At 72.1% G+C, this 14,754-nt stretch carries 11 protein-coding genes; 7 read left to right on the top strand and 4 right to left on the bottom strand.

Features of this window, described 5'->3' with window-relative positions; genetic code table 11:
- Window positions 1-62: 62 nt before the first annotated feature.
- Complete coding sequence (locus tag I2W78_RS05440; RefSeq protein ID WP_196457454.1) at window positions 63-470, top strand: DUF6278 family protein; 408 nt, start codon at window positions 63-65, stop codon at window positions 468-470.
- Window positions 471-616: 146 nt separating this feature from the next.
- On the opposite strand, the gene I2W78_RS05435 is transcribed toward I2W78_RS05440, so the two are convergent.
- Window positions 617-2,185, bottom strand: a complete 1,569-nt coding sequence (locus I2W78_RS05435; protein WP_196457452.1) for an alpha/beta fold hydrolase — start codon at window positions 2,183-2,185, stop codon at window positions 617-619.
- Between the two features lie 116 nt (window positions 2,186-2,301).
- Entirely contained in the window at window positions 2,302-3,060 is a 759-nt protein-coding gene (locus I2W78_RS05430; RefSeq protein WP_196457450.1) for a hypothetical protein, read from the bottom strand.
- Between the two features lie 127 nt (window positions 3,061-3,187).
- Here I2W78_RS05430 and ggt point away from each other — a divergent pair, with 127 nt between their 5' ends.
- A complete protein-coding gene (ggt, locus tag I2W78_RS05425) occupies window positions 3,188-4,990 on the top strand; it encodes a gamma-glutamyltransferase (protein WP_196457448.1) in 1,803 nt (600 codons plus the stop codon).
- A gap of 137 nt (window positions 4,991-5,127) precedes the next feature.
- On the opposite strand, the gene I2W78_RS05420 is transcribed toward ggt, so the two are convergent.
- Window positions 5,128-7,662: an ATP-dependent Clp protease ATP-binding subunit gene (locus tag I2W78_RS05420; RefSeq protein ID WP_196457446.1), complete on the bottom strand. Its 2,535-nt coding sequence runs from the start codon at window positions 7,660-7,662 to the stop codon at window positions 5,128-5,130.
- Between the two features lie 148 nt (window positions 7,663-7,810).
- On the bottom strand, window positions 7,811-8,578 hold the full coding sequence (gene map, locus I2W78_RS05415; RefSeq protein WP_196457444.1) for a type I methionyl aminopeptidase: 768 nt from the start codon (window positions 8,576-8,578) through the stop codon (window positions 7,811-7,813).
- Between the two features lie 32 nt (window positions 8,579-8,610).
- Here map and I2W78_RS05410 point away from each other — a divergent pair, with 32 nt between their 5' ends.
- The 5 genes from I2W78_RS05410 to I2W78_RS05390 all read left to right on the top strand — a co-directional run bounded on the left by I2W78_RS05410 (window position 8,611) and on the right by I2W78_RS05390 (window position 14,752).
- The gene (locus tag I2W78_RS05410; protein WP_196457442.1) at window positions 8,611-8,862 is read left to right on the top strand and encodes a helix-turn-helix domain-containing protein; all 252 of its coding nucleotides are present in this window, start codon (window positions 8,611-8,613) and stop codon (window positions 8,860-8,862) included.
- A gap of 150 nt (window positions 8,863-9,012) precedes the next feature.
- Window positions 9,013-10,872, top strand: coding sequence for a hypothetical protein (locus I2W78_RS05405; protein ID WP_196457440.1), 1,860 nt, complete (start codon window positions 9,013-9,015; stop codon window positions 10,870-10,872).
- A 155-nt stretch (window positions 10,873-11,027) separates the two neighbouring features.
- Window positions 11,028-11,870: a nitrilase-related carbon-nitrogen hydrolase gene (locus I2W78_RS05400; RefSeq protein ID WP_196457438.1), complete on the top strand. Its 843-nt coding sequence runs from the start codon at window positions 11,028-11,030 to the stop codon at window positions 11,868-11,870.
- Window positions 11,867-13,153: an aspartate aminotransferase family protein gene (locus I2W78_RS05395; protein WP_196457436.1), complete on the top strand. Its 1,287-nt coding sequence runs from the start codon at window positions 11,867-11,869 to the stop codon at window positions 13,151-13,153. Before I2W78_RS05400 ends, I2W78_RS05395 begins: the two co-directional genes overlap by 4 nt.
- A 27-nt stretch (window positions 13,154-13,180) precedes the next feature.
- Complete coding sequence (locus I2W78_RS05390; RefSeq protein ID WP_196457434.1) at window positions 13,181-14,752, top strand: PucR family transcriptional regulator; 1,572 nt, start codon at window positions 13,181-13,183, stop codon at window positions 14,750-14,752.
- Window positions 14,753-14,754: the final 2 nt, after the last annotated feature.

Below are 14,754 nucleotides of genomic sequence, written 5' to 3'. Positions count from 1 at the left end.
ACCGCATACGACCGTCCGCGCGCCTGTGGTGCGCACGCCGGTGCGAATGACAGGCTGGACGTATGAACATCCCTTTCCTGGGCCACCGACGCCAGAGGCCCGGGGTCTTCGACCCCGAGGGCATCGCCGAGCTCCTGGCCGAGTGCGAGCTGCTTCGTTCCCAGGCGGGCCGGGCGGGCGTCCAACTCGATGACAGCGTGGACTCGTTGGAGGCGCTCGACCAGCTGCTGCCGCGCTGGCGGGACGACGAGGAGATCCTGCCCTGGCTGGGCAATGACGCCGGTCTGTATCTGGGGACGGTGATCGTGCGCACGGTGCCCGGCGCGGCCTGGGAGATCCGGCCGGACGGCCAGCCGGTGGTGCGGCTGGCGTCCGGCCGCGAGTTCGACGTCGTGGCCTCCGGTCAGGAGTGGGCCGCGAGCGGCGTGCCCGAGCTGTCGCAGCTGTACGCGGAAGTCGCCGAATCCTGACCTCGCTGCGCATCTAGGCGGGCAAGTGCGTTCGGCGAACCTCGACTACGATGTGCCGTTCAGCCCTGTGATGGGTCCCCCCACGGCCGTTCGACCGTAGGGGGCGGCAGTACCCCGAGCCGGACCCGTCCGGCAGCGGCCGAAGATCACTGCTCGCGCAGCGGAATCGACACGTACGACGGGTCGTTCGCCGGCGAGGAGAAGGTCAGCCGCGCGCCGGACGGGTTGTGCTCGATGTAGAGCGGGTCGACCGTGTCGACGACCAGGGCCAGCCGATGCCCTGCCGGGACGTCGTAGGCCGTGGAGAACAGTTCCAGGTCGACGCCGAACGGCTTTCCGGGCGTACGTCCGTGGAAGGTGTACGGCGCGTTGCTGACCAGCTTGCCGAGGCCGAGCGGGCCCACGTCGTAGAGGTACGCGACGAGGGTTCCGCTCGACTCGGTCGGAGTGAGGGTCGTGTGCAGCTTCGCGGTGCCGCGCACGTGCTGGGTCGTGGCGTACTTCTCCGACTGCCATACGGCGGCCCAGCGGCGCGGCAGCAGGGGGATCGACGCCGTCGGGGGCAGCTGGGCGATCTGGTCGAGGAAGCTGGACAGGAGGATGACCCCGCCGTCCGCCCCGGAGTTGACGTTCGTGCGGATCGTGGTCGAGCCCGCCAGGTCGATCTTCCGGCTGGTCGCGGCGACCGACTTCCAGTCCGGGTAGCCCTCGTAGCCGCCGCCCGTGCGGGACTTGAGACGGACCGGCTGCTCGCGGTCGATGCCGTTGTCCTCGCCCTTGAGATGGTGGTCGAACCAGCGCCCGGTGTCCGTCCACACGTCGTTGGGCAGGCCGAGCAGCCCGGTCACCTCGGTGGTCGCGTGGTCGCCGGGGCGCAGTTCGAGTCGCTTGGGGACGGTCAGCTTCTCGTAGAAGTCCGTGTACTGGTTGGGCGGGAAGATCGTGTCGCCCCAGGCGTTGGCGAGCATGATCGCGGTGCCGTTGTCGTTGATCCGGTCGACATAGGCGGCGGGGGAACGTTTCTTCCCCCAGGCGATCAGCTCCGGCTCCCTCTCCAGGTTGGAGGCGAAGAAGTCCTCGAACACCTGCTGGAGTTCGGCGCTGGGCCGGCCGGTGAGTTGGCCGGCGCCCTGCAACAGGGCGGCGGCCTGGGAGTGCTGGGTGCGGCCGGAGTAGATCGAGTCGATCAGGTCGGCCCAGCCGCTGAGCGCGGCGACGGCCCGGACGCGCTTGTCGTGCGCGGCGGCGAGCAGGCTGATGCCCGCGCCGTACGAGAGGCCTGCCATGCCGATGCGTTCGGCGTCGGACGGGGTGTTGGCGAGCGCCCAGTCGATGACCCGGGACGCGTCGGCTGTGTCGGGTGGGCCGGCGACCTCTATGTAGCCGCCGGACTGCCAGAAGCCGCGGACGTTGTAAGTGACCACGACATAGCCGGAGTTGGCGAGTTTCTGGGCCTGTGCGAGGTACTCGATCTGGGGCGTGGCCCAGCTCGTGGGCAGCACGAGCAGCGGGTAGCGGCGGCCGGCGTCGGCGCCCGCGGGCGTGACGACGTTCGCCTTGAGGACGGTGCCGCCGTCGCCGGTGATGTCGACGAAACGGACCGGGTCGGGGGCCGCCTGGGCGGCGGGGGCGAGCCCGAGGGCGCTTCCGGCGACCAGGGTCGCGGAGACGGCGCCCACGGCAGTCGTACGCAGGGCCTTGCGATGGGGTCCCACGGGTCACTCCTCACTCGTGTCAGTGCAAAGTGACCCGACGGTAACCTCGGCTTCTTACCGGGGGTAACCCGTCAGTAAGTTACGTGAAAGTAACAATCATTGAATGGTGCAGAACCCTAGGAGGCGCGGTGCGAGTTGCGGGGCGCGGCGACCGCCGGAATCGGGGCCTGGGCCGCCCGGGTCACCTCCGCGACCAGTTCGACCACGTCCGGGCCGTACGCCTGCGAGTTCACCACCTTCAGCAGCAGTACGAAGCTGTTGTTGCCGTGCTTGCGGGTCAGCCGCTCGTGGTTGCGCGCGAGATAGCGGGTGGCCGCCTGGTTGGTGATCGCGGTCTGGCCGCAGAACAGGAAGACCGGGCGGCTGCCCGGGCTCTGGTCCACCGTCAGGCGGGCGAGGAGCACGTGCTCCTCCTTGCCGACCTCCACGCGGTACCGCTCGGAGCCGATCTGGAAGGCGCCGCGGTCCGGGCCCGGTTCGGCGTCGACGTTCACCCGCACACCGGGCAGCAGAGAGGCCAGATGCGCCGTCATGCGGCGGTTGGACGCCGGGCCGCCGACGCAGAACTCGGTGCGCTCACCGAAACCCTGACGGGCCGCGTCGTGCGGGACGATCTGGGCGAAGGCGTTGCAGTCCTTGATCAACGCGGCCAGTTCAAGGAGCGCGAACACGTCGTAGCGCATCACCGACAGCTCGGGTCCGCCCGCGCCCCGGTTCACCACCAGCAGCGACTCGGAGTTGTCGGGCAGCCCGAAGAAGGCCTGCTTGCGGCGGAGTTTGCGCCGCCACAGATAGGTGCGGGCCAGCCAGCCGATCGCGGCGCTGAGGCCGGCCGCGATCACGCCGAGGACGATGTTGCGCACGTCGTCAGTCATGGGCGCGCATGGTAGCGGGCGCAGGGAAACCGTGTTCGAGTGGTGAGTGAGGGGCACGGGTGCGCGCTCCTGACGCGGGCATGTCCATGGATTAGGCTGCGCGGACGGTCCCTGACTGGAGGTGCGGATGCGTCGCCCTGTCGTGCGGAAACTGACGGTTCTGGCGGTGTCGGCCGCCGTGGTGTCGGTGGGGGCCGCGGCGCCCCCGGCTCCCCCGACGACGCCGGAGGAGAAGGTCCCGGTCGCCGTCGGCCACGGCGGCGCGGTGGCGAGCGTCGACGCGGACGCCTCCGCCGCCGGTATCGAGGTGCTGAGGAAGGGCGGCAACGCCGTCGACGCGGCCGTCGCCACCGCCGCCGCGCTGGGCGTCACCGAGCCGTACTCCGCCGGAATCGGCGGCGGCGGATACTTCGTCTACTACAACGCCCGGTCCCGTTCGGTGCACACGATCGACGGCCGCGAGACCGCGCCGCTGACGGCGGACGAGAAGCTGTTCACGGAGAACGGCAAGGCGATCCCCTTCGCCGAGGCGGTCACCAGCGGACTGAGCGTCGGCACCCCGGGCACCCCTGCCACCTGGCAGTCGGCGCTGAAGAACTGGGGCAGCAAACCGCTGCGCACACTCCTGAAGCCCGCCGAACGACTGGCACGCGACGGATTCACCGTCGACGCCACCTTCCGCGCGCAGACCGCGTCCAACGAAGCGCGGTTCAAGAACTTCCCGGACACGGCGAAGCTCTTCCTGCCCGGCGGCGAGCTGCCCGTCGTCGGCTCCACCCTCACCAACCCCGATCTCGCCCAGACCTACGAGGAGCTGGGCCGCGAGGGCGTCGGCGCGCTGTACCGGGGCAGGCTGGCGAAGGAGATCGTCGACACCGTCAACGACCCTCCCGTGGACCCCTCCTCCGGCTACCACGCCCGCCCCGGCGAGCTGTCGCTGAAGGACCTGGCCACCTACCGCACCAAGAACCAGGCACCCAGCAGCACCTCGTACCGCGGCCTCGGCGTCTACTCGATGGCGCCCTCCTCCTCGGGCGGCACCACGGTCGGGGAGGCGCTCAACATGCTGGAGCGGACGGACCTTTCCAAGGCGAGCGACGCCCAGTACCTGCACCGCTTCATCGAGGCGAGCCGGGTCGCGTTCGCGGACCGGGGGCGCTGGGTGGGCGACCCCGCCTTCGAGGACGTACCGACCAAGGAGCTGCTCTCCCAGAAGTACGCCGACTCGCGCGCGTGCCTGATCAAGGACGACGCGGTGCTGACCAGCCCGGTCGCGCCGGGTGACCCGCGTGACCCGGCGGCCTGCTCCACGGGCGGCAAGTCGGCCCCGACGACCTACGAGGGCGACAGCACGACCCACCTCACCACGGCCGACAAGTGGGGCAACGTCGTCTCCTACACGCTCACCATCGAGCAGACCGGCGGCAGCGGCATCACCGTCCCGGGGCGCGGCTTCATCCTGAACAACGAGCTGACCGACTTCTCCTTCACCCCGGCCAACCCGGCCGTGCACGACCCCAACCTGCCGGGTCCGGGCAAGCGGCCGCGCTCGTCGATGTCGCCGACGATCGTGCTGGACGAGCACCGGAAGCCGGTGGTGGCGCTGGGTTCGCCCGGCGGCGCGACCATCATCACCACCGTGCTGCAGACGCTCACCGGTTTCCTGGACCGGGGGCAGCCGCTCGTCGACGCCATCGCCGCACCGCGGGCCAGCCAGCGCAACGCCGCACAGACCGAGTTGGAGCCCGGGCTGTACGACGACAAGGAGATGCGGGAGCGGTTGCAGGCCATCGGCCACTCCTTCCGCCTCAACCCGGAGATCGGCGCGACCACGGGCGTACAGCGACTGCCGGGCGGCAAGTGGCTGGCGGCGGCGGAGAAGACGCGACGCGGGGGCGGGTCGGCGATGGTGGTGTGGCCGACGCGGTGACACTCGCGCGGCCGCGCTGCACCACTGGCGCGGCCGCGCGGCCAGGCTGTCCGTGCCGCTCGCGCCGCCGCGCTCCCGGACCTGCTTGCACGGTGGCGTTCCCGGACCTGCTTGCACGGTCGCGTTCGCGGTGCCGGCTACGCGGGCGCGTTCTCGGTTTGGAACGTCAGCCTGCCGTCCTCCGTGTCCACCCGCACCCGGTCGCCCTCCCGCACCCGGCCGTCGAGGAGGAGGCGGGAGAGCTCGTTGTCGACCTCGCGTTGGATGGTGCGGCGCAGCGGGCGGGCGCCGTACTCCGGCTGGTAGCCCTGGCGGGCCAGCCAGTCGACGGCCGGGTCGGTGAACTCGACCGCGATGCCCTGGGCCTGCATCAGCCGGCGGGTGCGGTCCAGCAGCAGGTTGGTGATGCGGTGCAGCTGGTCCGGCGTGAGCTGGCGGAAGTAGACGATCTCGTCGATCCGGTTGAGGAACTCCGGCCGGAAGTGCTCGCGCAGCGGCCGCAGGATCTGCTCACGCCGCGCCTCCTCGTCCGCCTCGGTGCCACCCGCGCCGAAGCCGATTCCCGCGCCCCGCCGGGTGATCGCCTCGGAGCCGAGGTTGCTGGTCATCACGATCACCGTGTTGGTGAAGTCGACCGTGCGGCCCTGGGAGTCGGTGAGGCGACCGTCGTCGAGGACCTGCAACAGGATGTTGAAGACGTCGGGGTGCGCCTTCTCCACCTCGTCGAGCAGCAGCAGTGAGTACGGGTGCCGGCGCACGACCTCGGTGAGCTGCCCGGCCTCCTCGTGCCCGACGTATCCGGGCGGCGCCCCCACCAGGCGGCTGACGGTGTGCCGTTCCTGGTACTCGCTCATGTCGAGGCGGACCATCCGCTCCTCGCTGCCGAACAGCGCCTCGGCCAGGGCGCGCGCCAGCTCCGTCTTGCCGACACCGGTCGGCCCGAGGAACAGGAAGCTGCCGATCGGCCGGTCGGGGCTGGCGAGCCCGGCGCGCGAGCGCATGACCGCCTCGGAGACGACCCGGACCGCCTCTTCCTGGCCCACGACCCGCTCGTGCAGGTGTTCCTCCAGGCCGAGCAGCCGTTCCTTCTCCTCCTCGGTCAGCCTGCTCACCGGGATGCCGGTCTGCCGGGACACCACCTCGGCGATGGCCTCGGCGGTGACCTCCAGGTTCTGTCCCTCGTCGGCCTGGTCGTCGCCGGTGGCCTCGGAGATCCGCCGCTTCAGCTCCATGATCCGGTCCCGCAGCTGCGTGGCCTGCTCGTACTGCTCGGCGGCCACCGCCTGGTCCTTGTCCCGGGCCAGCTGCTCGGCCTCCCGTTCCATGGCCCGTACGTCCGTGCCCTTGGTGCGGGCGCGCAGCCGCACCCGCGCGCCCGCCTGGTCGATCAGGTCGATGGCCTTGTCGGGCAGGCGCCGGTCGGTGAGATAGCGGTCGGACAGCTCGACGGCGGCGACGAGTGCCTGGTCCGTGTAGCGGACCTGGTGGTGGGCCTCGTAGCGGTCCTGCAAGCCGCGCAGGATCTCGATGGCGTCCCCGGCGGTCGGCTCCGGGACCAGGATCGGCTGGAAACGGCGGGCGAGCGCCGCGTCCTTCTCGATCCGGCGGTACTCCTCCAGGGTGGTGGCGCCGACGATGTGCAGCTCGCCGCGGGCCAGGGCGGGCTTGAGGATGTTGCTCGCGTCCATGGAGCCGCCCTCGCCACCGCCACCCGCGCCCACGACGGTGTGCAGCTCGTCGATGAAGATGATCAGGCGGTCGGAGTTGGCGCGGATCTCGCCCACGATGTTGTTCAGGCGCTCCTCGAAGTCGCCCCGGTAACGGGTTCCGGCGACCACCCCGGGCAGGTCCAGGGCGACCACGCGCCGCCCGATCAGTACGTCGGGCACGTCACCGTCGGCGATCCGCTGCGCCAGCCCCTCCACGATCGCGGTCTTGCCGACCCCGGCGTCACCGATGAGCACGGGGTTGTTCTTGCCGCGCCGGGAGAGCACCTCGATCGTCTGCTCGATCTCCTCGTCCCGCCCGATCACCGGGTCGATACGGCCCTGCCGGGCCAGCTCGGTGAGATCGCGGCCGAACTTGTCGACGGTCGGCGTGGCCGCCTGGCGGGGATGCTCGGGGCGGGCCTGCGTGACGTCCGGGGCCTCGGGCGGCAGGCCGGAGGGGGCAAAGCGGGCCGCGTTGAGGATGTGCCCGGCGGCGGAGTCCGGGTTGGCGGCGAGCGCGCTGAGCACGTGCTCGGGGCCGATGTAACCGGTGCCGCTCGCCCGGGCCAGGTCGTGCGCGTCCAGCAGGGCGCGTTTGACGGCCGGGGTGAGCGACAGCGAGGTGGGCGGCGGGACCTCGCCCTGCGGGTGCTGGACCGGGCCCGAGCGCTCGTCGATCTCCGACGCCAGACTGTCGGGGTCCGCGCCGGCGCGGCTCAGCAGGCTGCGGGTCGGTTCGTTGGCGAGGGCCGCGCGCAGCAGGTGCTGGGTGTCCAGATCCCGGCTGCCGTGCTCGGCGGCGTACTGGGCAGCGCCGCGCACCAGGTCCCGGGCCGGCTGACTGAGCAGGCGGCCGATGTCGATCTGGCGGGGTCCTGGGCGGGGCCCGCCGAAGAAGCGGGCCAGGAATTCTCCGAACGGGTCCGAGTTCATGCCCTCCGGGCCGGGGAAGCCGCTGGTCATCACAGTTCCGTTTCGCTGATCGGCGTACCGGTGTGCACGGGTTCCCGTGCGCTGCGCGGCTATGCGTGACGGGTGCGCTGCTCAACACCCTGGCACGATCGGGGGCCGGTGGCATGTGGAGGCGCCTACGGACGCGGGATTTGGAGCCTCACCTGGCCGTGAGGATGCGAGGTCCCGTTTCCGTGATCGCCACCGTGTGTTCCGCGTGGGCCGCTTGGGAGCCGTCGGTGGTGCGCAGGGTCCAGCCGTCGGGGGAGGCGTGGAAGTCGTCGCGGCCGCCGGCGATGAGCATGGGCTCGATGGCCAGGACCATGCCCTTGCGCAGGGGGAGGCCCCGTCCCGGGCGGCCCTCGTTCGGGACCGAGGGGTCCTCGTGCATACGGCGGCCGATGCCGTGGCCGCCGAAGCCGTCCATGATGCCGTAACCGGCCTTGCGGCAGACCGTGCCGATGGCGTGGGCGATGTCGCCGATGCGGTTGCCGACGACCGCCGCCTCGATGCCGGCCGCGAGGGCGCGTTCGGCCGTCTCGATCAGCCGCAGGTCGGCCGGGCGGGGGCGGCCGACGACGAAGCTGATCGCCGAGTCGCCCACCCAGCCGCCCAGCTCGGCGCCGCAGTCGACGGAGACCAGGTCGCCGTCGCGCAGCCGGTAGCGGGTCGGGATGCCGTGCACGATCGCGTCGTTCACCGAGGTGCAGATGACGGCCGGGAAGGGTGTGGGCGCGAAGGAGGGGCGATAGCCGAGGAAGGGCGACTTCGCGCCGGCCTCGCGCAGCACCTCGCGGGCCACCTCGTCCAGCTCCAGCAGGGTCACGCCCACGGCGGCGGCCTCGCGCACGGCCGTGAGGGCGCGGCCGACGACCTGGCCCGCCTCGTACATGGCGTCGATCGATGTGTCTGTCTTCAGCTCCACCATGCCAATTACTATACCGGTATTAGAATGGTGGCATGGTGCGCACCCCTCTCACTCCCGAAGAACGCCAACGCGGCGAGCGGCTCGGACAACTGCTGCGCGAGGCCCGTGGCGGCCGCAGCATGGCCGAGGTGGCGGCCGAGGCGGGCATCTCCGCGGAGACACTCCGCAAGATCGAGACCGGCCGCGCCCCGACGCCGGCCTTCTTCACGGTGGCCGCGCTGGCCCGTGCGCTCGGCCTGTCCATGGACGAACTGGCCGGAGCCTGTGCGCCGGTGGCGGTCTGACGCCTTTACCGGAACATGGCTGATGTCACCGCCGGAGCGTGGCTGATCTGAGTCCTCCGCGTTCCCTCGGAAAACTTCCCGTAGCGAGTCCGTAACACGGCTGGTGTTGTCTACGGCCCGGAGTTGTCCGGTCCTTACGGGGGTTGCGCGATGGCAGTGGAACAACTCCCGGCTCAGGTACGGGAGTTCGCGAACTACCTGAACGGTTTGCTGGCGCGCCTGGATCAGGACGTCGGCTGGTGCGCGGTGTTCTGGCAGCGCGACCCGGAGGGCATGCAGGCCTGCCTCGACGGGCGTGAGGTGCCGCCGTGGGACGTGGTCGAGGCGCTGCTGCAGGACCTTGCCGCTGAGTACGGTCCCGAGGTCGCCACCCCCGAGAAGGAGCCGGCGCGCTCCCTGCACGCCGCCGCGCTCATCGCGTACGACACCCGGCCCGGCGGTCGGGACGCCCTCGGCGACCGGCTCGACGTCATGCTCCGCGAGCAGCGGTACGCCGCGGAACGGCTCGCGGAGTTGGGGCGGTTGCTGCCCGCCGCCACGTCCCAGGAGGACGCCGACGCCGTCCGCCTCGATCTCGCGTGGGCCCGCGACGACCATGACCGCGCGACCGCGCGCTGCGCCGAACTCCGGTGGCGCATGGCCGAGTTGGCCCGACGGTCGGTGGGCGGCCAGGTACGGGGCGCCCAGCTGATCCGGCCGCGGGCCCCGGGGGAGAGGCAGGGCCAGGCACCCGTACGGCCGACGGAGCCCGATCCATACGACCCCCGGGCCGCCCAAGCCTCCGAGCACGCCCATGACTGGGCCCCGGCCCCCGAGGGCCAACGGCGGGCGGCGTACGACCCGGCTCGCGCCGACGAGACCCGGCAGCGCGGCGCCCATGGCTCCCTCCCGGCGCATGAGGGCCGGCATGGGGCGGCCTTTGACCCGGCTCGCGCCGAGGCGGCCCGGCAGCGCACCGCCCACGACTGGGCCCCGGCCCACGAGGCCCCGCCTCCCGCTTACGCCCCAGCACCCGAGGGCCCGCAGCCGCCTGCCTACGCCCCGCCGCCCCCCGAGGCCCCGCACCCGACCGCCTACGCCCCAGCCCCACCCCCCGAGCGCTCGCATCCCACCGCCTACGCCCCAGCCCCCACCCCCGACCCCCCGCAACCGGCTCCCCCCGACCTGATCCCGCGCAACGCAGCGCCCCCCGACCCGACCCCGCCCAACGTGCCGCGCCCGCAACCCGCCGCCTCCGCCCCGACCCCTGCCCCCGACTCCCCCCGCCCCGCCCCCAAGTCGCGTAAACGCCGCCGTGGCGGTGCGCGGTTCGCCGGGATGGTCGAGGAGGAGGGCGCCCCCACCGTCGTACCCCCGGGTGCCGTACCGGTGCTGCCCGCTCCGGAGGCCACCACCGGTCGTAGCCCGCGCGGCGCGCGCTTCGCCGGGGTGGCAGAAGAAGCGGTCGAGGGGTCGCAGCCGCAGGTCGAGCCGGTGGACGCGGCGGCGTGGCGGGAGGTGGCCGGGGTGGTCGAGACGCTGGTGCGGCTGCGCGGCGAGGGGCGCACGGGAGAGGCGCACGTCCTGCTGGTCGAGGCCGCGTACTGGCCCGCCGCCCGCTTCCCGCTGCTCGCCGCCGAAATGGAACGCGCCGGCCTCGGCGCCGACTGGGCGACGCTGCTGTGGGAGGCCGCCTCGCTGCCCGCCGAGCAGCTGGTCGCCGCGGCGGACGCGCTGGTCGCGGCGGGCCGGGACGTCGACGCGGAGCAGATCCTGCGGCAGGGGGTGGGGCGGCCGGCGGACGAGATCGGCCGGGCCGTGCTCGGGCTGGCCCACGAGGGCCGCCGCCGCGAGGTCCGCGCGCTGCTGGACGCGTACGTCCGCGTCCGCACCCCCGAGGAGGCCGCGCGCAGCGCCGAGCCCGACCCGCAGACCCTGGTGCCGCTGCTCCTGGAGGCCGCGCAGGGCGTATCCGCCGAGCGGCACTGGGATCTCGTCCACGCCCTGCGTGTCGCCGGTCTCACGACGTGACCGCCCGGCGATCACCCACAGGGGTGTGAAACAGCGCCGACCCCGCGGGTTAACGACGATGGTCTTGGCAAGGCCTTCACCTAGGCATACGTTCGTGCCTCTACCGCCCGCTCTACGGGCGTAGAGGCGCTGACGTCCCGTCGAAGGAGCAGCTCATGGCGAACGTCGTCCGTGCCGCTCTGGTCCAGGCCACCTGGACCGGCGACACCGAGTCCATGGTGGCGAAACACGAGGAGCACGCCCGCGAGGCGGCCCGGCAGGGCGCCAAGGTCATCGGGTTCCAGGAAGTCTTCAACGCCCCCTACTTCTGTCAGGTCCAGGAGCCGGAGCACTACCGGTGGGCCGAGCCGGTGCCGGACGGGCCGACCGTGCGTCGTATGCGGGCCCTGGCCCGCGAGACCGGCATGGTGATCGTGGTGCCGGTGTTCGAGGTCGAGCAGTCCGGTTTCTACTACAACACCGCGGCCGTGATCGACGCGGACGGCACCTACCTCGGCAAGTACCGCAAGCACCACATCCCGCAGGTGAAGGGCTTCTGGGAGAAGTACTACTTCAAACCGGGAAACCTCGGCTGGCCCGTCTTCGACACCGCGGTCGGCAAGGTGGGCGTCTACATCTGCTACGACCGCCACTTCCCGGAGGGCTGGCGGCAACTCGGCCTGAACGGAGCCCAGTTGGTGTACAACCCGTCCGCCACCCACCGGGGCCTGTCCGCCTATCTGTGGCGGCTGGAGCAGCCCGCGGCGGCCGTCGCCAACGAGTACTTCGTCGCCGCGATCAACCGGGTCGGGGTCGAGGAGTACGGCGACAACGACTTCTACGGCAGCAGCTACTTCGTCGACCCACGCGGGCAGTTCGTGGGTGAGATCGCCGACGACAAGACCGAGGAACTCGTCGTGCGCGACCTCGACTTCGACGTCATCGAAGAGGTCCGGCAGCAGTGGGCCTTCTACCGCGACCGCCGTCCCGACGCCTACGAAGGGCTGGTGCAGCCGTGACCAAGGACCTGCTCGGACGCCACCGGGCCGTGCTCCCCGACTGGCTCGCCCTCTACTACGACGAGCCGATCGAGATCACCCACGGCGAGGGCCGGCACGTCTGGGACGCCGCCGGACGGCGGTATCTCGACTTCTTCGGCGGCATCCTCACCACGATGACCGCGCACGCCCTGCCCGAGGTGACCAAGGCGGTGAGCGAACAGGCCGGGCGGATCATCCACTCGTCCACCCTGTACCTCAACCGCCCCATGGTCGAACTCGCCGAGCGCATCGCCCAGTTGAGCGGCATCCCCGACGCGCGTGTCTTCTTCACCACCTCCGGCACGGAGGCCAACGACACGGCCCTGCTGCTGGCCACGACGTACCGCCGCAGCAACACGATCCTGGCGATGCGCAACAGCTACCACGGCCGTTCCTTCAGCGCCGTCGGCATCACCGGCAACCGCGGCTGGTCACCGACCTCGCTGTCCCCGCTGCAGACGCTGTACGTCCACGGCGGCGTACGCACCCGAGGGCCGTACGCCGGCCTGAGCGACGACGAGTTCGTCGCGGCCTGCGTCGAGGACCTCACCGACCTGCTCGGCCACACCCGCCCGCCCGCCGCGCTGATCGCCGAGCCCATCCAGGGCGTCGGCGGCTTCACCTCACCGCCGGACGGGCTGTACGCCCGTTTCCGCGAGGTGCTCAACGAGCGCGGCATCCTCTGGATCTCCGACGAGGTGCAGACCGGCTGGGGTCGTACCGGCGATCACTTCTGGGGCTGGCAGGCGCACGGCAGCAGCGGACCGCCGGACATGCTCACCTTCGCCAAGGGCATCGGCAACGGCATGTCCATCGGCGGGGTCGTCGCCCGCGCCGAGATCATGAACTGCCTCGACGCCAACAGCATCTCGACCTTCGGCGGCACCCAGATCACCATGGCCGCGGGCCTCGCCAACCTCGCGTACCTGCTGGAACACGACCTCCAGGGCAACGCCCGGCGGGTCGGCGGACTGCTGATCGAGCGGTTGCGGGCCGTCGCCGCGCAGGTGCCCGCCGTACGTGAGGTGCGGGGGCGCGGGCTGATGATCGGCATCGAGGTGGCACGGCCGGGCACGGACGAGGCGGATCCACAGGCCGCGTCCGCCGTGCTGGAGGCGGCCCGCGAGGGCGGACTGCTCATCGGCAAGGGCGGCGGGCACAACACCAGCGCCCTGCGCGTCGCACCGCCACTGTCCCTGACCGTCGCGGAGGCCGAGGAGGGCGCCGCCGTCCTCGAACGCGCCCTGAGGAGCATCAGCTAGCACCGGGCAGAGCAAGGGAGCGCCGCCATGACCACCCCCCTGGAGTCCTGGGAGCCCCTGGCACCGGCCCTGTCCGTCCGACAGGTCCTCACCCTGGAACGGGTGCTCGCCGGGGAGCCCGAAGTGGTGGCCGGCGCGAGCCAGTTGGACCGGCCGGTGCGCTGGGTGCACGTCGCCGAGGCCGCCGACGTCGGAGTGATGCTCAGCGGCGGCGAGATGGTCCTCACCACCGGCGTCCTGCTCGCCGGTGACCCGGACAAGCAGGCCGAGTACGTCCGGTCGCTGCACCGCGCGGAGGCGGCGGCCGTCGTCCTCGGCCTCGGCCGCGCCTTCCCCGCCGCGCCGGACGCGATGCGGCGGGTCGCCGAGCGGTGCGGGCTGCCCATGGTCGTCCTGCACCGCCCCTTCCCCTTCGCCGAGCTCACCGAGGAGGTCCAGTCCCGGCTGGTGCGGCGGAAGTTCGCCGCCGTCAGCCTCTCCGAGGCGGTACGCACCGAACTCACCGCGCTGATCACCTCCGGCGCCCCCTTGCAACGCCTGCTCGACGAGGTGGCCCGGCACAGCGCCTGCCCCGTCGTCGTCACCAACCTCGCCCACCGCGTCCTCGCCACGGCGGGGGAGCGGCCGGCCGTCGACGACGTGCTGCGCGACTGGGAGCGCATCGCCCGCCAGGCCGGCGGCGGCGAGGGCGACGGCTGGATCCGCGCCGAGCTGAGCGGGCGCGGGGAGCAGTGGGGACGGATCGTGCTGTGCGGTTACCGGGGTGACACCGCCGCCGGGCGACTGCTCGCCGACCGCGCCGCCGAGGCCCTCGTGCTGCACCGCATGCTCGGCGGGCCGTCGGGCAGCTGGGAGGAGCAGTCGGCGCAGAGCCTGCTGACGGACCTGGTCAGTGGCGTCGTACCCGCACGGCAGTTGCTGCCCAGGGCACGGGCGGCCGGGCTGCCGGTCAACCGGCGCACCTTCGTTCCGCTGGTCGTACGCGACCGCGAGCCGGAGCAACTCGACCGCGTGCTGCGCCTGCTGGGCCTGCCCGGCATCGCCGCCGAACTCGCCGACGGGGCCACCGCCGTGCTGCTCAGCCTCGCCCGGGACCAGGACGCCGAGGCGCTCACCGCCCACTTCGCGGCCCGGCTGCGGTCCACGTCAGGACCCGTGGTGGCCGCCGCGGCACCGCGCACCGCCTGGGACGACGTGCCCGCCGGGCTGCGCGAGGCACAGCACGTCGCCGACGCCGTGGCGGACTCCTCGGCAGCGCTGGACCTCCCGGCCGTCGTCCACCTGAAGGACGTACACCTGCGGGGCCTGGTCCGGCTGCTGCGGGACGACCCGCATGTGCAGTCCTTCGCGGAGCGGGAGCTGGACGGGCTGCTCGGCGGCCGGGACGCAGAGGTGGTGGCGCTGCTCGCCGTGTTGCGCACCTATCTCGCCACCGGCCGCAACAAGTCCCGTACCGCACAGCTGCACCATGTCTCGCGCCCCGCGCTCTACCGCCGTCTGGAGGCCATACAGGCGCGGCTCGGGGTGGACCTCGACGACTTCGAACAGGCCGCGTCGGTGCACATCGCCCTCCTCGCACACGACGCGCAACAGGGGTGAAA

The organism is Streptomyces spinoverrucosus, assembly GCF_015712165.1.
Taxonomy (GTDB): domain Bacteria; phylum Actinomycetota; class Actinomycetes; order Streptomycetales; family Streptomycetaceae; genus Streptomyces; species Streptomyces spinoverrucosus_A.
The sequence above is the reverse complement of the archived record's forward strand: the minus strand, read 5'-3'. Positions and strand labels throughout refer to the sequence as shown.